The organism is Micromonospora parastrephiae (assembly GCF_016802865.1).
Lineage (GTDB): Bacteria > Actinomycetota > Actinomycetes > Mycobacteriales > Micromonosporaceae > Micromonospora > Micromonospora parastrephiae.
Genome location: NZ_JAEVHM010000030.1, coordinates 17,464 through 38,010, shown reverse-complemented (window position 1 = coordinate 38,010; position 20,547 = coordinate 17,464). Strand labels below are relative to the sequence as shown.

Genomic DNA, 20,547 nt, shown 5'->3' with positions numbered 1-20,547 from the left:
CTCAGAGGGGCGCGGCCTCCTCCGCTGGGTAGGGTGCCGGGCGGAGGTGCGGCATGGGGTTCCCGAAGGGTCGGCGGCGGCTCGTGATGGCGGCCGCGGCGCTGCTCGCGACCGTGGCCGTCGCGGTCATCGTCCACCGGGTGCTCGCGCCGGCCGAGGTGAGCACGGTGGCCCGTGGCGAGTACCCGGCCGCGGCCCGGCCGGCCGCCGGCGTGGTCGGCCGGCTGCCGCCGCACCGTTGATCGTGGACGCCCGACTGCGGGTGTACGCCGCGCACCGGCAGGTCTACGCCGACCGGCCCGTCGACGGGCGGTACCGGACCACGCCGTTCTGGTCGTACCGCCGCTGGCCTGCGGAGTTGAGCGGGGTGGTGGCCAGCGGCAGCGTGGTGGTCAGCCGTTGGTCCGACGGTGAGCTGGTCGCGCTCGACGCCCCGACCGGCCGGGTGCTCTGGAGGACCGACGGCCCGGAGCCCGCCGGGAGTGGGACGGCGGTGCGTACCGGTGCAGCCATCGTTTGGGACCCGCGCGGGCTTCACCTCACCGACCTTCCGGACGGCCGCACGGTGGTGGTGGTCAGTGGAGACGCCGAGGCGCGCGGGGTCGATGTGAGCGGCGGTCGGGAGTTGTGGCGGGCCGACCTGCCCGGCAGTTGCCGCACCGACGTCGGCACCACCGCTTCCGGGCAGCTGATCGGTCTGGACAGGTGTGCCGGGCCCGCGACGGTCGAGTTCCGCGACGCGGCGACCGGTGCGGTGCGTGAACGTTGGCGACCGCCGGGCGGGCCGGACGAGTTGGTGGTGACTCCGCTCGGTTGTCGTGCCGGCCGGTCGGCCTGCCCGGCCCTGCGCACCGCCGGGGCGGGCGACGCGGGCGGCCGGGGCTGGCTGGTGGGCACCGGCGAGCCGGTCGCTGCCCCCGCCCTGGATCCGGCCGGCGCCATGGCGGTCGGTGACCAGGCCGTCGTGGTGCTCGACGGAGTGGCGGTGGGTCGGTCGGCGCGTACGGGCACCGAGCTGTGGCGGTCCGCGGATCTGGGTACGGCACGCGTGCTGGCCGCGCAGCCTGGCCGGGTGCACCTGTTGACCGAGGCGAACGACCTGGTGACGCTGGACCCGGTGACCGGTAGGCAACTGTCCCGCTTCTCGCTCAGCGTCGGACGGGACGGAACGGGCTGGGCGCCCGGGGCGGTGGGGGCCGAGGGCGGCTACGTCGCGGTGGAACGGCTCCGCAGGCCGGTCGACCCGGACGGCGACGACAAGCGCTACTACCTGACGGCAGAGGCGGTGATCCTGGCCGCCACCTGATCAGGTCAGGTTTGCCGCAAGGGGAATGAAACGCCCGCCATGGGTGACCGAAAAAGGTACTTTTCTCGGGATCGGGTTTCTCCGGGGAGAGGGGTCGTCATGGCAAAGGCCGTCGGTAGGTCTGTGCTCGTCGGTGGAATCCTCGCCGCTGTGGCCGGCCTCGTGTTCGCGGTGTCGCCCATGCTCATCCCGGACGCCGCGTCGCTGACCGCGGTGGCCGCTGTCCAGGCGGCACCGTCGGCGGGAACCGATGTGATCTTCGAGGTGCTGTCGGCCTCGCCGTCCGCCTCTCCGACCATGTCGCCCACGGTGCAACCCACCCCGCCTCCCACGCATCCCACCCCGGAGCCCACCCACAGTCACCTGCCGGTGACCGGCGATGATGGTGGATTCATCTGGTCGATCGCCGGGCTGGGCGGGGGCTTGCTACTCCTCGGCTGGCTGTTGGTGGCCCGTCGTTCGCGGCCGAGTTGACCGACGGGGAGCGGTTCCGGGGCTGCTTGGTGAGTTAGCCGAGGTTCAGCAATAAGGAAAATACGGACTTATAGTTCATAACATGCCCATGCTAGCTGCCTTCCTGTCGTCCCTGCTCGGCGTCGGCCTCCTCGCGCCGGGTCCGGGGTCGACGGTGCCCTCCGCGTCACCGTCGCCCGCTGGTTCTCCCGTGCCGACATCCAGCGGCTTGTCCTCACCGACGGCTGCTTCCTCGCCGAGCGGCAGCACTCCCCGGTCTCCGGCGCTGGATCGCGGTCGGGCATCTGGCGCGGCTCCGACACCCGTCACGAGCGGCTCGCCGACCGTCGTGGAGGAGGTGCCGGCCGCCCCGCTGGCGGTCGGGTTGGACATCACCGTGCCCCCGGCCGTCAATCTTGGCGCGGGCTTCCCGGGTGGCCTGCTGACGGGCTCCCTCGGCACCGTCGAGGTGGCCGACTTTCGGGGGAACCAGACGACCATGTGGGTTGCCACCGTCACCTCGACCGCGTTCGTGACGGGAGCGGGTGGAGTCAACCGGACGGTCGCGAACTCGCTGGTGTCGTACTGGTCGGGGCCGGTCGTCAAGAGCACCGGCGGGGGGACTCTCGTTCCGGGTCAGCTCACCGCCGCCCAGGCGGTTCCCCTCAACGTGAGTCGGGTCGCCTTCCGCAAGGCCAGCGGCAATGGCAACAATACGGTCAGTTGGCGCCCCACCCTGCGAATCAACCTGCCGGCCGGCCTCGTCGCCGGCACCTATACGGGCACCGTCACCCACTCTGTCGCCTGAGGCGTGATTTGTCCGATACCGAACCCTTTGAGGCACCTGACTGAATATTGTCTGACTCATGCGGAAGACACTTCTTACCCTGACCGCGTCGGCAGCCACTGTGCTGACCCTCGCTGCACCGGCTGCGGCCGCGCCCACCGACGACACGATCGTCACCTTCACCATCGGCACCGCCAACCTGGACATCACCGCTCCGCCGGCGGTCAACCTGGGGGCGGCGTTCGCCGGCGACACACTGACCGGCCAGATCGGTCCGGTGACGGTCACCGACCAGCGGGCGGCGCTGAGCGCCACCTGGACGGCCACGGTGTCCAGCACCGCCTTCAACACCGGCGGCGGAGGGCCGAGTGAGAGCATCACTCCCGGCCTGGTGGACTACTGGTCCGGGCCGGCGACCGCCACCACCGGTACCGGCACCTTCGTGCCCGGCCAGCTCACCTCTGCCCAGGCGGTGTCGTTGAACCTTCCCCGCACCGCCTTCTCCAAGACGAGCGGTAGCGGCAACAACTCGGCGACCTGGAACCCGACGATCGAAATCGAGATCCCGGACGCCGCCGTCGCCGGCACCTACACGGGAGTGATCACCCATTCGGTGGCATGATCGGGCTCGCGCCCTCGCCCTGGCCGTGACCGCACTGGTCACGGTCGGGGCGACCGCGCTGGTCACACCGTATGCGTCGGCCACGCCGGCCGGCGTCCACGCACCCGACCTGCCGGAGGCCGGCCAGGAGGCACCGGACGGGGAGCGCGGCCCGGACCGGGAGGCGCGTTCCTCGCCCGACCCCGCCGCCACCGGGCCAGCTTCCTCGGTCGGCATCCGCCTCCTGGACGCCCCGGTCGAGCGTCGTGCCGACAGCCGGGCGCGCAAGTACATCGTCGACCACGTGCATCCCGGCACGACGATCAAGCGGCGCATCATCGTGCAGAACACGTCCGAGGTGCGTCGTCCGATCGCCGTCTACGCAGCGGCCGCCGATGTCACGAAGGAGGGCTTCGTCTTCGCTCCGGAGCGGACCGAGAACGAGCTGAGCAGTTGGATCCAAATCGACGACGGAGCGTTGCAGCTCGATGCCGACGAGGAGGCCGAACTGCTGGTGACCATCGCGGTGCCGGCGAAGGCCGAGCAGCGTGAGCGGTACGCGGTCATTTGGGCCGAGGTCTCCGGGGATGGCGGGCAGAACATCCGCAACGTCGGCCGGGTCGGCATCCGGGTCTACCTGTCCGTCGGCCCCGGCGGCGAACCGGTCTCCGGCTTCGAGATCGATTCGCTGACCGGATTGCGGACCTCGGACGGCACCCCCGTCGTTACCGCCGACGTGCGGAACACCGGCAAGCGGGCGCTGGATCTCGCTGGGGAGCTGCGGTTGCGCGACGGCCCCGGTGGGCTGTCGATCGGCCCGGTCCGTTCCGAGGCACAGACCCTCGCCCTGGGCGGTACCACCACCGTCCGGGTGGTCCTGGACCGTCGCCTTCCGGACGGCCCGTGGACCGGAAAGCTCGATCTGGCCAGCGGCTGGACCAAGCGCGACGCCAGCGGAACGCTCACCTTCGGCCCCGTTCCGGCCGCGGTCAGCGACACCACCGACCGCTCCAATCAGGTCTTCACCGGAGGTCTGGTCGGCTCGGGTCTGGTGCTGGTCCTGCTCATGCTGTACGCGTACCGGAGGCGGCTGCGGCATCCGGTACCGGCCGCCTGACGTCCACCCGGGCCGCCTCGGTCTGGGTGGACCGAGGCGGCACCGGATGCGCACAGGCCGGTACGAACTCGTCAGGCCAGTGCCGCCTCCGCCGCGACGAGGAAGGCGTCGTTCTCGACCGGGGTGCCGATGGTGACCCGGACCCCATCCCCGGCGAACGGCCGGACGATCACCCCGCGCGCCTCGCACGCCCTGCCGAACGCCACCGACCGGTCGCCCAGCGGCAGCCAGACGAAGTTGGCCTGGCTCGTCGGCACGTCGGGCACGAACTTGCGCAGCGCCTCGGTGACCCGGTCCCGTTCGGCGACGACCAGCGCGCAGCGGCGTTCCATCTCCGCGACCTGGGTCAGCGCCGCCAGCGCGCCGGCCTGGGCGACTGTGCTCGTGGAGAATGGCGTCACCACCTTGCGGATCGCCGCTGCCACCACCGGCTGCGCGACAAGCCAGCCGATCCGCAACCCGGCCAGACCCCACGCCTTGGACAGGGTGCGCAGCACCGCCACGTTCGGTCGGTCCAGGTAGTCGAGCCCGTCCGGCACCTCCGCGTCGGTCACGAACTCCCGGTACGCCTCGTCGATGACCACCAGCACGTCGTCCGGCACCGCGTCCAGGAACCGGTCCAGCTCGGCCCGGCGCACCGCGGTTCCGGTCGGGTTGTTCGGGTTGCAGACCAGGATCACCCGGGTCCGGTCGGTCACCGCTGCGGCCAGCGCCGCCAGGTCGTGCCCGTGCCCGGCGTCGTTGGGCACCCGCACGCTCGTCGCGCCGCTGGTCGCCGCGATGATCGGGTACGCCTCGAAGGACCGCCACGAGTAGAGCAACTCGTCGCCGGGCAGGCAGGTGGCCCGGACCAGGTGCTCGGCGAGCGCCACCGACCCGCAGCCGGTGGCGATCCGGTCGGCGTCCACGCCGTACCGCTGGGCCAGCGCGTCGCGCAGTGCGACCACGCCCATGTCCGGGTAGCGGTGCGAGGCGGTGACCGCCTCGGTGACCGCCTCGACCACGCCGGGCAGCGGGCCGTACGGCACCTCGTTGCTGGCCAGCTTGATCGCCTCGGTCAGACCCAGCTCCCGGGCGAGATCGGCGGGACTGCGGCCCGGCACGTAGCTGGGCAGCGCGTCCAGATCGGCGCGGGTCAGCCGCAGCGCCGGCTGGTGACGTCCGGAGTCGGTCATGGGGTGTCTCCCGGGGGCTGGTCGCGGTCGTTCGAGGGGACGGAGCCAATGCTGATGGGGACCTCGACCACCACCGTCTGCACGCGCTTGTCGTGCAGCGCCTGACGCAGCGGGTGGTCGAAGAGGGGCGAGAGGGCGTCGACCAGTTGCAGCACCAGGCCGAGGCCGGCGCAGTACCAGAGCAGGGTGGGCAGACCCATCGTGGTCCACCGGCCGAACGCCCGGGCGAAGCCCAACGGCTGGTCGGCGGCGAGCGGGACGGCGCGGATCCGCATCACCCTCTTGCCGAAGGTCTGCCCGTGGGCCGCCATGGAAGGCACCTCGTACGCCAGCCAGAGCGCCGTGGCGATCAGGAGGATCACCACCTGGAGGAGCCCCGCCTGCTCGCCGATCTGCGGCAGGTTGTCGGTGGAGGTGTCGCCCGCGAACGCCCGCCGGAACACCTCCCGCCAGTACGGCAGCATCTCCTCGATCAGCCGCCAGACGAACCAGCCGTTGACCAGGGCGTTCAGCGCGAAGACTACGGTGAAGTCGATCAGCCGGGCGGCGAACCGGCGGCCGTAGCCGGCCAGCCTCAGGCCGTGTGGGCGTGGCTCGGGTGGCCGTCCGGGCCAGCTGGATGGCGCGCCCTGCGGTGCCCAGCCGGGAGGAGCGCCCTGCGGTGTCCAACCGGGGGGAGTGCCCTGCGGCGCCCAGCCGGGAGGACCGGCCTGCGGTCCCCAGCCCGGCCCCTGCCCCGGCTGAGGACCCTGCCCTGGCCAGGGTGCCGTGCCCCCGGCGCGGAGCCCGACCCGGGGTACGGCGACCAGCCCGGGGCGGCCGTCGCCTCGGGGGCCGCCGGGGCGACCGGGACGGGCGGCGGCTCGGCCGGTGGCGGCCCGTCCGGTGGGGTGGCGTCGACGGGGATGGGCGCACCGAGCCAACCCTCGCCGTCCCAATACCGCCGGGTCTCAGGGTCGCAGGGTCGACGTACCAGCCGGGTTGCACACTCACGCCGCCGCTCCGCTTCGCCGCGCGCCGACGTGAGGCGCCACACTACTGAGCCTGATGGTTCGCTCACTGCGCTCGCTCACGAAGCCACCTTAACGACGACCGTGCCGGCGGCCTTGTCGTGGATGCACTGCTGCCAGGGCTTGTCCCAGAGCTGCCACAACCCGTCGAGGTAGCCCAGCCCGGGTACCAGACCGACGGACTGCTGCACGAGGTACCGCTTGGCGGCGGTCCAGCGGTCGAGAGTGTGGGTCGGGTCGAGCGGAACGATCCGCAGCTTCATGCTCTTCTTGCCGAAGGTCTGGCCGGTCCTGAACATCATCTCGACGTAGTAGACCCACCCGATCGCCAGCGAGATGGCGAGGACGACGAGTTCCATCCACAGGAACGGCAGCAGGAAGTCGTGCAGGACGTCGGGCTGACCGATGGTGCCGTCCGCCTGCACGTGGATGAGGTCGGGCAGGGTGACGGCCAGGAGAATGATCACCGCGGGTATCGCGAGCACCATGCCGATCGCCAGGAAGACCCCGGTGTCGATCAGCGTGGCGAGCAGCCGGTCGCTGAAGCTGGCCAGCGGCTGCCCACCGGGGGTCAGCGTCGGGGGTGGGGCCACCGGCCGGGGCGGCCCGCGTACCGGGGTGGCGCGGCGTACCCGGGCGGGGCGTACCGCGGCGGCACGGCGTACCCCTGGGGGTGTGGTCCGGGCGGCGCGAAGCCGCCGACCGTGGGCTGAGGCCCACCGGCCGGCGGCATCGGGTACGACGGAGGCTGCGTCACGCCCGCAAGTGTTACAGGTTGCCGCGTGCTTCCTGCTCCCGCTCGATCGCCTCGAACAGCGCCTTGAAGTTGCCCTTGCCGAAGCCCAGCGAGCCGTGCCGCTCGATCAGCTCGAAGAAGACGGTGGGGCGGTCCTGCACGGGCTTGGTGAAGATCTGGAGCAGGTAGCCGTCCTCGTCGCGGTCGACCAGGATCTTGCGGGCCTTCAGCTCCTCGATCGGCACCCGCACGTTGCCGATCCGGGCGCGCAGCTCCGGGTCGTCGTAGTACGAGTCCGGGGTGTCCAGGAACTCGACACCGGCGGCACGCATCGCGTCGACGCTGCCCAGGATGTCGTTGGTGGCCACCGCGATGTGCTGGGCGCCCGGGCCCTGGTAGAACTCCAGGTACTCGTCGATCTGCGACTTCTTGCGGGCCACCGCCGGCTCGTTGAGCGGGAACTTCACCTTGCGGGTGCCGTTCGCCACGACCTTGCTCATCAGCGCCGAGTAGTCGGTGGCGATGTCGTCACCGATGAACTCCGCCATGTTGGAGAAGCCCATCACCCGCTTGTAGAACTCGACCCACTCGTCCATCCGGCCCAGCTCCACGTTGCCGACCACGTGGTCGACGGCCTGGAAGAAGCGCTTCGGCTGGACACCGGCGTCGATCATCGGCTGCCGGTCCACGATCGGGCCGCGGGCCACGAAGCCGGGCAGGAACGGGCCGCTGTAGCGGGACCGGTCGACCAGCGTGTGCCGGGTGTCGCCGTACGCCGCGATGGAGGCCATCCGGACCGTGCCGTGCTCGTCGCTCACCTCGTGCGGCTCGACGACGCCGGTGGCGCCCTGCGCGATGGCGTGCGCGTACGCGGCGTCCACGTCCGGCACCTCCAGCGCGATGTCGCTGACCCCGTCGCTGTGCTTCGCCACGTGCTCGGCGCCGTGGGCGTCCGGGCGTACCGCGCCGGTCAGGACGAACCGGGCCGAGCCGCTGGTCAGCACGTACTGGGCGTGATCGCGGTAGCCCTGCTCCGGGCCCCGGTACGCCACGCAGGTCATGCCGAACGCGGTGGAGTAGTAGTGCGCGGCCTGCTTGGCGTTGCCGACCAGGAAGTGCACGTGGTCGAGGCCCCGGACCGGGAACGGGTCGTGGCTGATGTCGTGGTCGACAGCGCCGACGAGCTGGTCGACGTCGACGTCCTCGGTCGACTGGGGTCGGTCGATCGCCTGGGTCATGGTGGCCTCCCTCGCGTACCGGCCGGCCTCGTGGGCCGGTTTCTGACCGAAGGATCGCGGTGCCGGCATCGGGTGGGCAACCGTCGGTGTAAACGCTGGTCAGGTTGCGCATTCAGTATGGTCTGAACCCATGAAGGGTGAGCAGGCTGTACAGCTCGACGTGCTCGACGTTCGCTTGATCGAACTGCTCGCCGAGGAGCCACGGATCGGGGTGCTGGAGTGCTCGCGGCGGCTCGGCGTGGCCCGGGGCACCGTGCAGGCCCGTCTCGACAAGCTGGTCGACCGGGCCGTCATCGGTGGCTTCGGCCCGGAGATCTCCCCGGCCGCGATCGGGTTCGGGGTGACCAGCTTCGTCACCCTGGAGATCAGTCAACGGCACGGCCACGACCCGGTCACCGCCCACCTCGCGGCGATCCCCGAGGTGCTGGAGGCGCACACCATCACCGGCTCCAGTGACCTGCTCTGCCGGATCGTGGCCCGCTCCAACACCGACCTGCAACGGGTCATCGACCAGATCGTCTCGTCCGCCGGGATCACCCGGGCGTCGACGATCATCGCGCTGGCCGAGCAGATCCCCTATCGCACGCTTCCCCTGGTACGCAGTGCCGTACACGCCGAGGGGCGAAACCCCTCGTAACACCTTCACGCCCAGAAAGCGCGGCGACACGGCGGCGCGGGCGTACGGAAGATCCGTGATCGTGGCTACGGTGTGCGGGTGGCGAAGGGGAGCGTGCGCGGTGGGCTGCTGCTCGGCCTCGCCGTGGTCGTCGCCCTCGCCGCCACCGGCGTCTGGAATCCCTTCCCCGGCCTGTGGGACTGGGTCGACCGCAGCGACCCGATCTCCGAGCCGGACGTGGTCTGGCAGCAGCGGATCGGCGGCACCCCGCGCAGCGTGACCATCGCCGGCGACACGGTCGTGGTCGAGCAGCGCACCCGGGTCGAGGCCCGCAGCCTGGCCACCGGCACCCAGCTCTGGGAGCGCAAGGCGGACTGGGCGGCGGTCGCCGGCGGTGACCGTGACCCGGTCGTCGCGGTGGGCAAGCTGCTGGTCAAGGGGTACGAGCTGCTCGACCCGACCACCGGGGCGACCCGGCGGCGCGACGACGACGCGGTGGCCGTGTGGACGTACCGCAACCTGCTGCTGGACGCCAGCTGCACGGACGCCACCGACTGCACCCTGAGCGCCTGGGACCCGCGCGGCACCGCCCCACTGTGGACGGCGTTCCTGCCCGGAGTGCACAGCGGCCTGCTCGCCGACAACCCCGGCCTGCGCGGCACCCGCCGGCTCACCGCCACCCGGGTCGACGACGGGGTCGCCGGACCCGAGTCGGTACCGCCGCTGCTCGGCTTCCCGGTCGACGGCCGGGTGCACGTGGTCGACACCGCCACCGGTCGGGTCCTGCAGAACGTCGAGCCCGGCCAGGACGAGCGGCTCTCGGTGGTGGGCGGCCGGATGTTGCGGATCGCCGCCCGCTCGCAGGACGGATCCTGCTACTTCGCCATCTCCGCCCGCGACCCGGCGACCGGGCAGGAGGCGTGGCAGCGGGCCGGAGTCAACCTGCGGACCGCCGACAACGCCGGCTGCGCGCAGCGCGAGGACCCGCAGGGCGCGCGGAACGTGCTGATCGGCGTCGGCGCGGACGGCCGCGAGGCGGTCATCGACGGGTACGACGGACGGCTGCTCTGGGTCGGTGAATCGAACACCAGGCTGGTCGCGGTCGACGACCGCTACGCGGTGTTCCGGGCCGCCGACAAGCGCTCGGTCGTGGCCCGTGAACTCGGCACCGACCGGGTTCTGTGGAACCGGCCCGCCAGCGGCAAGGCCGGTGCGGCGCTCACGCCGTACGCGGCGGTGATCGCCGACGAGAAGCCGTCCCGGTTGACCGCGCTGGATCCACGCAGCGGCCGGGAGTTGGCCGTGGTGCGGACCTCTGCGAACGCCCTCGCGGTCGGGCCACAAGGCATGATCATCGGGGAGGGGCGGGAGATCGGTTACATCCGCTTCGGCGCGACCGGTGGCACCTCCGGTCGACCGCCCGGCGACGGCGGTGCCCCCCGACCGGGCGGCACCGGCCCCGCCGGACCGGACGACGACACCTGCGGGCCCAAACGGGAACTCTGCCCCGACCCGGGCCGCGACAAGGACGGCTGACCACACCCTCGCCCCGGCTGTGCGGCCGTGCTCGAGACGACGCCGGAGCGTCGCGGACCCAGCCCGATGAGAGCGGCGTCCCAGAGCCAGCCCGGCGGGTGGGAATGATCGACCGGTCTGCCCTAGGCTTGCCGCTCATGAGCAGTGCCGCCGCATTCTCGTACGCCCCCCTCCTGCCGACCGGCCCCGACCAGACGGACTACCGCCTGGTCACCGACGAGGGCGTGGACGTCGTACACGGCCCCGGGGGCCGCCGGTTCCTCACCGTGGAGCCGGCCGCGCTCACGGCGCTGACCGCCGAGGCGATGCACGACATCGCGCACTTCCTGCGCCCGGCGCACCTGGCCCAGCTCCGGTCGATCATCGACGACCCGGCCGCCTCGCCGAACGACCGGTTCGTCGCACTGGACCTGCTGCGCAACGCCAACATCGCCGCCGGTGGGGTCCTGCCGATGTGCCAGGACACCGGGACCGCGATCGTGATGGGCAAGCGCGGCCGGCACGTGCTGACCGACGGGGCCGACGCCGAGGCCATCTCGCGCGGCGTCTACCAGGCGTACACCAGGCTGAACCTGCGCTACTCGCAGCTCGCGCCGCTGACCATGTGGGACGAGCGGAACACCGGCAGCAACCTGCCCGCCCAGGTGGACCTGTACGCCGAGGACCCGGACGGGCACCCCGACGCGTACAAGTTCCTGTTCATGGCCAAGGGCGGTGGCTCGGCCAACAAGTCGTACCTCTACCAGGAGACCAAGGCGCTGCTCAACCCGACGCGGATGATGCAGTTCCTGGAGGAGAAGCTGCGGCTGATCGGCACCGCCGCCTGCCCGCCGTACCACCTGGCCATCGTCATCGGCGGCACCTCCGCCGAGTACGCGCTGAAGACCGCGAAGTACGCCAGCGCCAAGTACCTCGACGCGCTGCCCACCGCCGGCTCGATGAGCGGACACGGGTTCCGTGACCTGGAGCTGGAGGCGCAGGTGCTGGAGTTGACCCGCAACTTCGGCATCGGCGCGCAGTTCGGCGGCCGCTACTTCTGCCATGACGTGCGGGTGGTCCGGTTGCCCCGGCACGGCGCCTCCTGCCCGGTGGCGATCGCCGTCTCCTGCTCGGCCGACCGGCAGGCCGTCGCCAAGATCACCCCGTCGGGCGTCTGGCTGGAGCGCCTCGAAACCGACCCGGCGCGGTTCCTGCCCGACGTCACCGACGACTCCCTCGACGCCGAGCTGGTCGTCCGGGTCGACCTCAACCGGCCGATGAACGAGATCCGCGCCGAGCTGTCCAAGTACCCGGTGAAGACCCGGCTGTCCCTGTCCGGCCCGCTGGTCGTGGCCCGCGACATCGCCCACGCCAAGATCGCTGAGCGGTTGGACGCCGGCGAGCCCATGCCGCAGTACCTCCGCGACCACGCGGTCTACTACGCCGGCCCCGCGAAGACCCCCGAGGGGTACGCTTCCGGCTCCTTCGGCCCGACCACCGCCGGCCGGATGGACGCCTATGTGGAGAAGTTCCAGGCCGCCGGAGGCTCGTACGTGATGCTGGCCAAGGGCAACCGGTCGGGGCAGGTGACCCGCTCCTGCCAGCAGCACGGCGGCTTCTACCTCGGCTCGATCGGCGGCCCCGCCGCCCGTCTCGCCCAAGACTGCATCAAGCACGTCGAGGTGCTCGAATACGCGGAGCTGGGCATGGAGGCGGTCTGGAAGATCGAGGTGGAGGACTTCCCCGCCTTCATCGTGGTCGACGACAAGGGCAACGACTTCTTCGCCGAGGTCACCAAGCCCGTGCTCACCGTCGGCCGCCGCTGACCAACAGGTACGCGGAGGGGCGCCGGGCGGATCGCCCGACGCCCCTCCTGTCGTCCGTGCTCAACCGACATCGGTGCGCCCGCCCCGCTGGGGTGGGGCGGGCGCACCGCCCCCCGTCGGATGCCGTCACCGACAACCCCGAGCGAGTCTGCGGCGCGCCGCTGTCGATCCGCTCTCAGATCACTATCGCCTGACGGAGGCGATCTGTGATCGCCGGGCTACTCTGCTGGAAGTTGCGGCACTGATGCGGGGGAGTAGATGCGGTTCGGGATCCTGGGGCCTCTGCGGATCGGCGGTGGCGAGTCCACTGTCACCGCCGGTCGCGACCGGATCGTGCTCGCCATGCTGCTGCTGCGTTGCGGTCGGCTCGTGCCGGTCGAGGAGCTGGTCGACGCGGTGTGGGAGGAACACCCGCCGGCCACCGCCCGGGCCCAGTTGCAGACCTGCGTGTCGCGGCTGCGTCGGCGGTTCACCGAACTCGAGTTGGCCCCGGAAACCATCATCACCGACCCGGCCGGGTACGGCGTCCGTACGACGCCGAGCGACCTGGACGCCGAGGTCTTCGCCCGCACGGTGGAGGCAGCCCGCGCCGCCGTCGCGGCCGGCCGTTTGGGCGACGCGGGCGAGCGGTTCCGTGCGGCCCTGGCCCTCTGGCGGGGACCGGCGCTCGGCGGCATCCCGAGTCGCAGCATCCGCCGTCGCGCCCAGGCGCTCGACGAGCAGCGCCTCACCGTGCTGGAGGAGTGCGTCGAGGTCGAGCTGCGCCTCGGGCGGGCCGCCGAGCTGATCGAGGAGCTGACCGAGAGCGTCGACCAGCATCCGCTACGGGAGCGTCTGCGCGGCCAACTGATGCTCGCCCTGTCCTCGGTTGGCCGGCAGGCCGACGCGCTCGCGGTCTACCGAGAGGGTCGACGGTTCTACGCCGAGGAGTTGGGCATCGAACCGGGCGCCGAACTGCAGGAGCTGCACCAGCGGGTGCTCGCCGGTGACCTGGCACTGGCCGGCCGGGAAACCCGGCCCGTCGGCCCGGTCCGCTCACTGCCCCGGGCGATCGGCGACTTCACCGGTCGGCAGGAGACGCTGGCCCGCCTGGTCAAGGAGATCGAGGAGGACGGCACCCGGATCCAGTTGATCGACGGGATGGCCGGCAGCGGCAAGACGACGCTCGCCGTGCACGTCGCCACCGCTCTCGCCGACCGCTACCCGGACGCCCAGCTCTTCATCGACCTGCATGGACACAGTGAACGCCGACCGCTGACGCCGACCACGGCCGTGGCTGCCCTGCTGCGCCAGCTCGGCGTACCGGCCGAGCGGATGCCGGAAAATTTGGACGACCGGTTGGCGCTGTGGCGCACGGAGCTGGCCGGCCTGCGCGCCCTGGTGGTGCTGGACAACGCGGCCACCGCCGACCAGGTGGCGCCGCTGCTGCCCAACGGCTCGCACTGCCTGGTCCTGATCACCAGTCGTCGCCGACTGGTCGGGCTGGACGAGGGTCGGCCGTCGTCGCTGCCCGTGCTCGACGCCGACGAGGCGATCGAGCTGCTCGCTCGGGTGGCCGGCGTGGAGCGGATCACCGCCGAACCAGAGGCGGCAGCCGAGGTGGCGCGCCGCTGTGGTCACCTTCCGCTGGCGATCCGCCTGGCCGGCGCCCGCCTGGCGCACCGGTCCAACTGGCGGGTCGCGACCTCGCCGAGCGGTTGCTCGCCGGGACGGGCGCGCTGGCCGAGCTGACGGCCGGGCAGCGCTCGGTGGGGCAGGCGTTCGCCCTGTCGTACGCGCAGGTCTCGCCGCCAGCGCAGCGGCTGTTTCCGTTGCTCGGGCTGCACCCCGGCGGCCGGCTGGACGGCCGGGTGGCTGCCGCCCTCGCCGAGCTGCCCCTGGCCGCCACCCAGGATCTGCTGGACGAGCTGGTCGACGCGCACCTGGTGGAGGAGGTGCAGCCGGGCCGGTACCGGTTGCACGACCTGCTCCGCGAGTACGCCCGGCTGCTCCTCGTCGGCCCGGAGCGGCAGACCGAGCGCCGAGCCGCCGTGGAACGGCTGCTGAACTATCACCTCTCCGTCACGTTGGCGATCGCTCGGACGATCGAGGCGGCCGGCAGTCGCCGCAACATTCCCGCCGGTGCGCCCGCTCGGCCCGACCTGGTGGCCGTGCCGGTGGCCGAGGGGCGGGCGTGGTTCGAGGAGAACCTCGCGGGGCTCACCGCCCTGGTCCGGCTGGCCGAGGAGGAGGGCTTCCCGGTTCAGTGCTGGCAGCTGACCCGGGCCTGTTGGCGGCTCAACTTCGACGGCGGGCACCTGGACGAGCTGATCGAGACACACACGATCGGGCTTCGGGTCGCCGAACGGCTGGGCGACGAGGCGGCGGTCGCCGCGATGCTGAACTACCTCTCCTCGGCGTACTTCCGGCTGGCCCGCTTCCCGGAAGCGATCACGTCGATGGAGGTGGCGCTCAAGTTGCGTCGGCGGCTCGGGCTACGGGGCGACGTGCTCAGCACGCTGTGGAACCTGGGCATCTCGTATGCCGCGAACGGTGACTTCCGGCAGGGCAAGGCGAAGTTCGACGAGGCACTCGGCATGATCAGCGGCCTCGCCGACGCGCATGAGCTGACCAATCTGTTGAACAACCTGTCCTACACGTTGATCGGTTGGGGTCGGTACGACGAGGCGCTGCGCCTGGTCCGGCTGCACCTCCTGCTGGCCCGGCAGACGAAGGACGAACGGCAGACCGACAACGCGATCGGGCACCTCGCCATGGTCCGGCACCGGATGGGCCACCTGGGTCCGGCCCGTCGCCTGTTGCGCGTCGCCTTGTACCTGAAGCGCCGGGGAGGCAATCGGTTCGGCGAGGGCGAGGTGCTCAACGAGACCGGGGTGATGGAGCGCGTCGCCGGAGAGCCGCAACGTGCCGCCGCCCTGCACCGGGAGGCGTTGGTCGCGATGATCGAGGTCGGCGATCGGATCGGGCAGTGCGCCTCACGCAACCTGCTGGCCCGCGCGATGCTCGACCAGGGGGACGTGACCAGCGCGCTCGACCTGCACCGCCGGGTGCTTGTCGATTCCACCGCCCTGGCGGCTCGTTACGAGCAGGCACGAGCCCTGGAGGGCATCGCCCGCTGCCTCCGATCGACCGACCCGGCGGAGACCCGTGCTCACCTGACCCGGGCGCTGGCGCTGTACCGGCAGGTCGAGTCGCCGAACCAGCACGAGGTGGAACGGCTGCTCAACGAGTTGGGCTGACGGATCATCTGCGAGTCGGCCATGGGCGCGGCAGGATGGTACGCGTGACGACTCCAGAGGCGACCGGTTACCGGATCGAACGCGACTCGATGGGCGAGGTGGAGGTGCCCGCCGAGGCGTTGTGGCGGGCACAGACCCAGCGTGCGGTGCAGAACTTCCCTATCTCCGGGCGGGGCATCGAGCCGGCCCAGATCAAGGCGCTCGCGCAGATCAAGGGCGCGGCGGCCGAGGTCAACGGCGAGCTGGGCGTGATCGACGCGAACGTGGCCGCCGCCATTGCCGCCGCGGCCGCCCACGTGGCCGACGGTGGTTACGACGACCAGTTCCCGGTGGACGTGTTCCAGACCGGCTCGGGCACCTCGTCGAACATGAACACCAATGAGGTGATCGCCACCCTGGCGAGCCGTGAGCTGGGCTCGCCGGTGCACCCCAACGACCACGTCAACGCGTCCCAGTCGAGCAACGACGTCTTCCCGTCGTCGATCCACCTGGCCGCCACCCAGTTCATCGTGGAGGATCTGCTGCCGTCGCTGAATCACCTCGCCGCGGCGTTGGAGGCCAAGGCGTCGGAGTTCGAGACGGTGGTGAAGGCCGGGCGTACCCACCTGATGGACGCCACCCCGGTCACGCTGGGGCAGGAGTTCGGCGGGTACGCCGCCCAGGTCCGCTACGGCGTGGAGCGGCTGGAGGGTTCGCTGCCCCGGCTGGCGGAGCTGCCGTTGGGCGGCACCGCCGTCGGCACCGGGATCAACACCCCGCTCGGCTTCGCCGCCGCCGTCATCGGCAAGCTGCGCGAATCGACCGGGTTGCCGCTGTCCGAGGCGCGCAACCACTTCGAGGCGCAGGGCGCCCGGGACGCGCTGGTGGAGACGTCGGGTCAGCTGCGGACCGTGGCGGTCGGCCTGTACAAGGTGGCCAACGACATCCGCTGGATGGGCTCCGGCCCCCGTGCGGGCTGCGCGAGCTGCGCATCCCCGACCTCCAGCCCGGCTCGTCGATCATGCCGGGCAAGGTCAACCCGGTGGTCGCCGAGGCGATGCGGCAGGTGTGCGCCCAGGTGATCGGCAACGACGCGACGGTCGCCTTCGCCGGCTCGCAGGGCGACTTCGAGCTGAACGTGATGCTCCCGGTGATGGGCCGCAACCTGCTGGAGTCGATCCGGCTGCTGGCCGCCGCGAGTCGACTGTTCGCCGACCGCCTGGTGGCCGGCCTTGTCGCGGACGCCGAGGTCTGCCTGGCGTACGCCGAGGGCTCGCCGTCGATCGTCACCCCGCTCAACCGCTACCTCGGGTACGACGAGGCCGCCTCGATCGCCAAGGAGGCGCTGGCCAAGCAGACCTCGATCCGCGAGGTGGTGATCTCCCGGGGTCACGTCGACTCCGGCAAGCTCACCGAAACCCAGCTGGACGAAACCCTGGACCTACTCCGAATGACCCACCCCTGAGTCCGGGTCGCCGCGCGGTGCCGCCCAGCCGAGGAAGCGGGCGTACAGCGCTGCCCGGTCCGGGCCGTCGTGCGGGTTGAGCCGGTACAGGTCGGCCGCCGCGTCGTGCAGGACCGTGCAGAGGTAGATGCTCAACGCGATCCGGTCGTGGGCGTACTCCTGGCGGAGGGTGAGCCGCGCGACCGGGCACGGCCAGGGCGCGGCGCAGACCCGGCAGAGCCAGAGCGGGCGCAACGGCAGGTGCGGTCGGCACGGCCTCGTGGCGCGGTTGTCCGGGGAGGTCCGGGACATGCTGGGGCCTTCCTGTCGAGCTGAATCGTTTGGGGCATCACCCCGCTCGCCCGCCCCCGCCGGTGGGACCGCCCGGCCGGGGGAGCGGGCGGTCCCGTGCGGCGCCGTCAGCGCCGTCGAGCTGGGCCAACAGCCGCCCACCGCCAAGTACCTGGAACTCGTCGACCGTGCCCTGGAAACCGGCGGCCTCTTCGGCCGCATGTCCACGGAGCTGGTCAGCCTAGACAAAGCCCAGGTTTGGCTGCGGGGTTGGCGTGCGATCCTCGCGGAGGCGCGGGCGCTGCGATGGTTCGACCCGCTGCACGTCCCTGGGCTGCTGCAAACCGAAGGCTATGCCCGCGCCATCTTCGAATCGGACCGACTGCTCGACGCCGACGAGGTTGAGCGTCGGCTGACGGACCGGATGGACAGCCAGCGGGTGCTCTACGAGGATCGACCCCCGCACCTCGTCGCGGTGCTCGACGAGTTGGTGCTGCGGCGTCGCGTCGGCGGTCGGAAGGTGATGTGCGAGCAGGCTCTGCACCTGGCGCGCCTGGCGACCGAGCACCCGCGGGTTCAACTGCATGTCGTGCCTCGCTCGGCGGAGGAGTATCCCGGCTTGAATGGGCCGTTCATCCTTGCCACCGTCGCCGACCACAGCGACCTTGCCTACCTGGGGGCCCAGATCGGTGGTCAGGAGCTTGATCGGCCTGCGGATCTGTTGCGTCTACAACGGACCTGGGAAGCTACCCTCGGGCAGGCGTTGCCACCGCAGGAGTCGATCGAGTTGCTGAGGGAAGTGGCGGAGTCGTGGAGTTGACCCGAGCCCGGTGGCGCAAGAGCAGCCGGAGTGGTTCCAACGACCAGTGCGTCGAGGTGGCGACGAATCTGGGGGACGTGGTCGGGGTGCGAGACAGCAAGGACCCGGACGGACCCGTGCTCGCCGTCGACGCGTACTCCTGGCGGCTCTTCGTGGCCGCGCCCCCGCGCTGACGCGACCGCCTCGCCCGCGACGGGGTAAACGGCTCGACGGTGCCGCCGGCCGGCGGGATGATCCCGTCATGGGTGGCGATGACCTGGTGGTTCCTCCAGCGACCGAGCGGTTGCGGCTGCGGCGGTTGACGATGGGCGATGTGGACGCGCTGGTCGAGCTGGACAGCGATCCCGAGGTGATGCGGTTCCTCGCCGGTGGCGTCGCAACGCCGCTGGCGACGGTTCGGGACGAGCAGTTGCCGAAGCTCCTCGCGCAGTACGAGCGGCATCCGGGGCTCGGCCGGTGGGCGGCGCTCGACCGGGCGACCGGCGACTTCCTGGGCTGGTTCGCGCTCGACCCGTCGGCGGACGGCGCCGAGGCCGAGTTGGGCTACCGGCTGCGCCGCTCGACGTGGGGGCGCGGCCTGGCCACCGAGGGGTCCCGGGCGCTGGTCCGGTACGCCTTCGAGGCGGTCGGGGTGCGCCGGGTGTGGGCCGAGACGATGGCGGTCAACGAGCGGTCCCGGCGGGTGATGGCGAAGGCGGGGCTGCGTTACGTGCGCACCTTCCACCTCCAGTGGAACGACCCGATTCCGGGGACCGAGCACGGGGAGGTGGAGTACGAGTTGCGGGCCGAGGAGTGGACCGATCAGGAGCGGCCGGCGGCCCTGCGCGCCCGGTAGGCGGTCACCGCGGCACGGTTGCCGCAGCCGGCCTCGCAGAAGCGACGCGACCGGTTGCGGGACAGGTCGACGACCACATTGTCGCAGTCCGGGTACTCGCAGATCCGCAGCCGACGCAGCTCGCCGGTGCGGACCAGGTCGGCCATGGCCATCGCCGCCTCCACCGCGATGCGGGTCGCCAGCGGGGCATCACGGGGTACGGCGTGCAGGTGGTACGGCTCGTCGTCGTGCTCGATGAGCTGCGGCAGCGCCCTGTGCTCCAGCAGCAGGCCGTTGACCAGGGCGACGATCTCGGGTGGTTCGGCGTACCAGATGCGGCGCAGGCGGGGCCGCAGCTCCCGCACGGCGCGCAACTCGTCGTCGGTGTGCTCGTGCCGCCCGCTGTAGGCGTGCCGGACGAAGAACGCGTCCAGCGCGGCGACGTCGGGGAGCAACTCGCCGTCGCGGCCCGCCGTGTTGACGAGCGCGGCCGCGGCGATCAGTGAGCATTCGGTGTCATGAGCGAAAAGCAACTTGACTCCTGTCACGGGCTCCGCCTAGCGTCATGGGCACAAGGATAGTTTGCCCATGACACCCTTTGTCCCGAGGAGCGCGAGATGCAACCACGACCCGCCGCAGGCGTCGCGCTGGCGCTGCTCTCCGCGGTCACCTTCGCCACCTCGGGCACCTTCGCGCGCTCGCTCATCGAGGCCGGCTGGTCGGCCGAGTCCGCCGTCATCGCCCGGGTCGGCATCGCCGCCCTGGTGCTGGCGATCCCCGCCCTGCTGTCGCTGCGGGGCAGGTGGGGCGTGCTGCGCCGGAACACCACGGCGATCGCGATGTTCGGGCTGCTCGGGGTCGCGCTGGCCCAGGTCTGCTACTTCAACGCCGTGCGCTACCTGCCGGTCGGCGTCGCGCTGCTGCTGGAATACCTCGGCATCATCCTGGTCGTGGGCTGGATGTGGCTGCGTCACGGGCAGCGTCCCCGCCGGCTCACCGTGGCCGGCTCGGTGGCCGCCCTGGCCGGGCTGGTGTTCGTGCTGGACCTCGCCGGCACCGCCGACCTCCACCCGGTGGGCGTGCTCTGGGGATTGGGTGCCGCGCTCGGACTGGCGGGCTACTTCGTGCTCGCCGGTCGGGTCGATCCACGGCTGCCCTCGGTGGCGATGGCCAGCGGCGGGATGGCCGTCGGCGCCGCCGTGCTGCTCCTGATCGGGCTGACCGGTCTGCTGCCGCTGCACGCCACCTTCGGCGAGGTCACCTTCGCCGGGCAGCGCACCACCTGGCTCCTGCCCATCGTCGGACTCTCCCTGGTCGCCGCCGTGGTCGCGTACCTGGCCGGGATCGCCGGTACCCGGATCCTCGGCCCCCGGCTGTCGTCGTTCGTGGGGTTGACCGAGGTGCTCTTCGCGGTGCTGATCGCCTGGCTGATCCTCGACGAGCTGCCCACCGCCTGGCAGCTGTTCGGCGGCGCGTTGATCGTCGCCGGGGTCGCGCTGGTGCGCCTCGACGAACTACGCACAACGCCCGTGCCTGCCACGCCCGAGCCCGCGCTCGCGGCCAACGCTCGGTGAGACGGT

Annotated in this window: 17 protein-coding genes and 4 pseudogenes; 15 read left to right on the top strand and 6 right to left on the bottom strand. The window is 71.6% G+C overall.

Going from position 1 to position 20,547, the window contains the following annotated elements:
- Positions 1-53: 53 nt before the first annotated feature.
- The 5 genes and pseudogenes from JNW91_RS09410 to JNW91_RS09390 all read left to right on the top strand — a co-directional run bounded on the left by JNW91_RS09410 (position 54) and on the right by JNW91_RS09390 (position 4,264).
- A pseudogene (locus JNW91_RS09410) lies at positions 54-1,306 on the top strand (outer membrane protein assembly factor BamB family protein).
- A 99-nt stretch (positions 1,307-1,405) separates the two neighbouring features.
- Positions 1,406-1,780: an LPXTG cell wall anchor domain-containing protein gene (locus JNW91_RS09405; protein ID WP_203174500.1), complete on the top strand. Its 375-nt coding sequence runs from the start codon at positions 1,406-1,408 to the stop codon at positions 1,778-1,780.
- A 328-nt stretch (positions 1,781-2,108) separates the two neighbouring features.
- Complete coding sequence (locus JNW91_RS09400) at positions 2,109-2,567, top strand: hypothetical protein (protein WP_203174499.1); 459 nt, start codon at positions 2,109-2,111, stop codon at positions 2,565-2,567.
- Between the two features lie 58 nt (positions 2,568-2,625).
- Positions 2,626-3,168, top strand: a complete 543-nt coding sequence (locus JNW91_RS09395; protein ID WP_203174498.1) for a hypothetical protein — start codon at positions 2,626-2,628, stop codon at positions 3,166-3,168.
- A 25-nt stretch (positions 3,169-3,193) separates the two neighbouring features.
- Positions 3,194-4,264, top strand: coding sequence for a COG1361 family protein (locus JNW91_RS09390; protein WP_203174497.1), 1,071 nt, complete (start codon positions 3,194-3,196; stop codon positions 4,262-4,264).
- A 71-nt stretch (positions 4,265-4,335) separates the two neighbouring features.
- On the opposite strand, the gene hisC is transcribed toward JNW91_RS09390, so the two are convergent.
- The 4 genes and pseudogenes from hisC to hppD all read right to left on the bottom strand — a co-directional run bounded on the left by hisC (position 4,336) and on the right by hppD (position 8,423).
- Positions 4,336-5,439, bottom strand: coding sequence for a histidinol-phosphate transaminase (gene hisC, locus JNW91_RS09385; protein ID WP_203174496.1), 1,104 nt, complete (start codon positions 5,437-5,439; stop codon positions 4,336-4,338).
- Positions 5,436-6,432: pseudogene (locus JNW91_RS09380) on the bottom strand (RDD family protein). The gene hisC and the pseudogene JNW91_RS09380 overlap by 4 nt, the downstream one beginning before the upstream one ends.
- Positions 6,433-6,508: 76 nt before the next feature.
- A complete protein-coding gene (locus JNW91_RS09375; RefSeq protein WP_309244298.1) occupies positions 6,509-7,042 on the bottom strand; it encodes an RDD family protein in 534 nt (177 codons plus the stop codon).
- Positions 7,043-7,217: 175 nt separating this feature from the next.
- Complete coding sequence (hppD, locus tag JNW91_RS09370; RefSeq protein WP_203174495.1) at positions 7,218-8,423, bottom strand: 4-hydroxyphenylpyruvate dioxygenase; 1,206 nt, start codon at positions 8,421-8,423, stop codon at positions 7,218-7,220.
- 130 nt (positions 8,424-8,553) lie between these two features.
- Here hppD and JNW91_RS09365 point away from each other — a divergent pair, with 130 nt between their 5' ends.
- The 6 genes and pseudogenes from JNW91_RS09365 to JNW91_RS33910 all read left to right on the top strand — a co-directional run bounded on the left by JNW91_RS09365 (position 8,554) and on the right by JNW91_RS33910 (position 17,063).
- On the top strand, positions 8,554-9,060 hold the full coding sequence (locus JNW91_RS09365) for an Lrp/AsnC family transcriptional regulator (protein WP_203174494.1): 507 nt from the start codon (positions 8,554-8,556) through the stop codon (positions 9,058-9,060).
- Positions 9,061-9,132: 72 nt separating this feature from the next.
- Positions 9,133-10,575, top strand: coding sequence for an outer membrane protein assembly factor BamB family protein (locus tag JNW91_RS09360; protein ID WP_407664288.1), 1,443 nt, complete (start codon positions 9,133-9,135; stop codon positions 10,573-10,575).
- Positions 10,576-10,712: 137 nt separating this feature from the next.
- Entirely contained in the window at positions 10,713-12,380 is a 1,668-nt protein-coding gene (locus tag JNW91_RS09355; protein WP_203174493.1) for a fumarate hydratase, read from the top strand.
- 258 nt (positions 12,381-12,638) lie between these two features.
- Positions 12,639-15,619: pseudogene (locus JNW91_RS09350) on the top strand (BTAD domain-containing putative transcriptional regulator).
- Between the two features lie 35 nt (positions 15,620-15,654).
- Positions 15,655-16,625: pseudogene (locus JNW91_RS09345) on the top strand (class II fumarate hydratase); the annotation flags it as partial.
- Positions 16,620-17,063 carry a lyase family protein gene (locus JNW91_RS33910; protein WP_407664291.1) on the top strand — a complete coding sequence of 148 codons (444 nt, stop codon included), beginning with the start codon at positions 16,620-16,622 and terminating at the stop codon, positions 17,061-17,063. The pseudogene JNW91_RS09345 and the gene JNW91_RS33910, both read left to right, overlap by 6 nt.
- On the opposite strand, the gene JNW91_RS09340 is transcribed toward JNW91_RS33910, so the two are convergent.
- On the bottom strand, positions 17,040-17,354 hold the full coding sequence (locus tag JNW91_RS09340; protein WP_203174492.1) for a hypothetical protein: 315 nt from the start codon (positions 17,352-17,354) through the stop codon (positions 17,040-17,042). The two genes, JNW91_RS33910 and JNW91_RS09340, sit on opposite strands and share 24 nt — an antisense overlap.
- On the opposite strand from JNW91_RS09340, the gene JNW91_RS09335 reads away from it, so the two are divergent.
- The 3 genes from JNW91_RS09335 (at position 17,353) to JNW91_RS09325 (ending at position 18,988) form a co-directional block, all read left to right on the top strand.
- A complete protein-coding gene (locus JNW91_RS09335; protein ID WP_238424659.1) occupies positions 17,353-18,153 on the top strand; it encodes a DUF5753 domain-containing protein in 801 nt (266 codons plus the stop codon). The two genes, JNW91_RS09340 and JNW91_RS09335, sit on opposite strands and share 2 nt — an antisense overlap.
- Complete coding sequence (locus JNW91_RS09330; protein WP_203174491.1) at positions 18,144-18,326, top strand: DUF397 domain-containing protein; 183 nt, start codon at positions 18,144-18,146, stop codon at positions 18,324-18,326. The genes JNW91_RS09335 and JNW91_RS09330 overlap by 10 nt, the downstream gene beginning before the upstream one ends.
- Before the next feature lie 68 nt (positions 18,327-18,394).
- Positions 18,395-18,988, top strand: coding sequence for a GNAT family N-acetyltransferase (locus JNW91_RS09325; RefSeq protein ID WP_203174490.1), 594 nt, complete (start codon positions 18,395-18,397; stop codon positions 18,986-18,988).
- On the opposite strand, the gene JNW91_RS09320 is transcribed toward JNW91_RS09325, so the two are convergent.
- Complete coding sequence (locus JNW91_RS09320) at positions 18,955-19,500, bottom strand: CGNR zinc finger domain-containing protein (RefSeq protein ID WP_203174489.1); 546 nt, start codon at positions 19,498-19,500, stop codon at positions 18,955-18,957. The two genes, JNW91_RS09325 and JNW91_RS09320, sit on opposite strands and share 34 nt — an antisense overlap.
- Positions 19,501-19,584: 84 nt before the next feature.
- Between JNW91_RS09320 and JNW91_RS09315 the strand changes: the two genes are divergently transcribed.
- Positions 19,585-20,541: an EamA family transporter gene (locus tag JNW91_RS09315; protein WP_203174488.1), complete on the top strand. Its 957-nt coding sequence runs from the start codon at positions 19,585-19,587 to the stop codon at positions 20,539-20,541.
- Positions 20,542-20,547 lie beyond the last annotated feature (6 nt).

What these genes read in the sequence shown, in the direction of transcription:
- JNW91_RS09405 (WP_203174500.1), top strand. Translation starts at nt 1,406, where the DNA reads ATGGCAAAGGCCGTCGGTAGGTCTGTGCTCGTCGGTGGAATCCTCGCC.
- JNW91_RS09395 (WP_203174498.1), top strand. Translation starts at nt 2,626, where the DNA reads ATGCGGAAGACACTTCTTACCCTGACCGCGTCGGCAGCCACTGTGCTG.
- hisC (WP_203174496.1), bottom strand. Translation starts at nt 5,439, where the DNA reads ATGACCGACTCCGGACGTCACCAGCCGGCGCTGCGGCTGACCCGCGCC.
- hppD (WP_203174495.1), bottom strand. Translation starts at nt 8,423, where the DNA reads ATGACCCAGGCGATCGACCGACCCCAGTCGACCGAGGACGTCGACGTC.
- JNW91_RS09365 (WP_203174494.1), top strand. Translation starts at nt 8,554, where the DNA reads ATGAAGGGTGAGCAGGCTGTACAGCTCGACGTGCTCGACGTTCGCTTG.
- JNW91_RS09355 (WP_203174493.1), top strand. Translation starts at nt 10,713, where the DNA reads ATGAGCAGTGCCGCCGCATTCTCGTACGCCCCCCTCCTGCCGACCGGC.
- JNW91_RS33910 (WP_407664291.1), top strand. Translation starts at nt 16,620, where the DNA reads ATGCCGGGCAAGGTCAACCCGGTGGTCGCCGAGGCGATGCGGCAGGTG.
- JNW91_RS09335 (WP_238424659.1), top strand. Translation starts at nt 17,353, where the DNA reads ATGCTGGGGCCTTCCTGTCGAGCTGAATCGTTTGGGGCATCACCCCGC.
- JNW91_RS09340 (WP_203174492.1), bottom strand. Translation starts at nt 17,354, where the DNA reads ATGTCCCGGACCTCCCCGGACAACCGCGCCACGAGGCCGTGCCGACCG.
- JNW91_RS09325 (WP_203174490.1), top strand. Translation starts at nt 18,395, where the DNA reads ATGGGTGGCGATGACCTGGTGGTTCCTCCAGCGACCGAGCGGTTGCGG.
- JNW91_RS09315 (WP_203174488.1), top strand. Translation starts at nt 19,585, where the DNA reads ATGCAACCACGACCCGCCGCAGGCGTCGCGCTGGCGCTGCTCTCCGCG.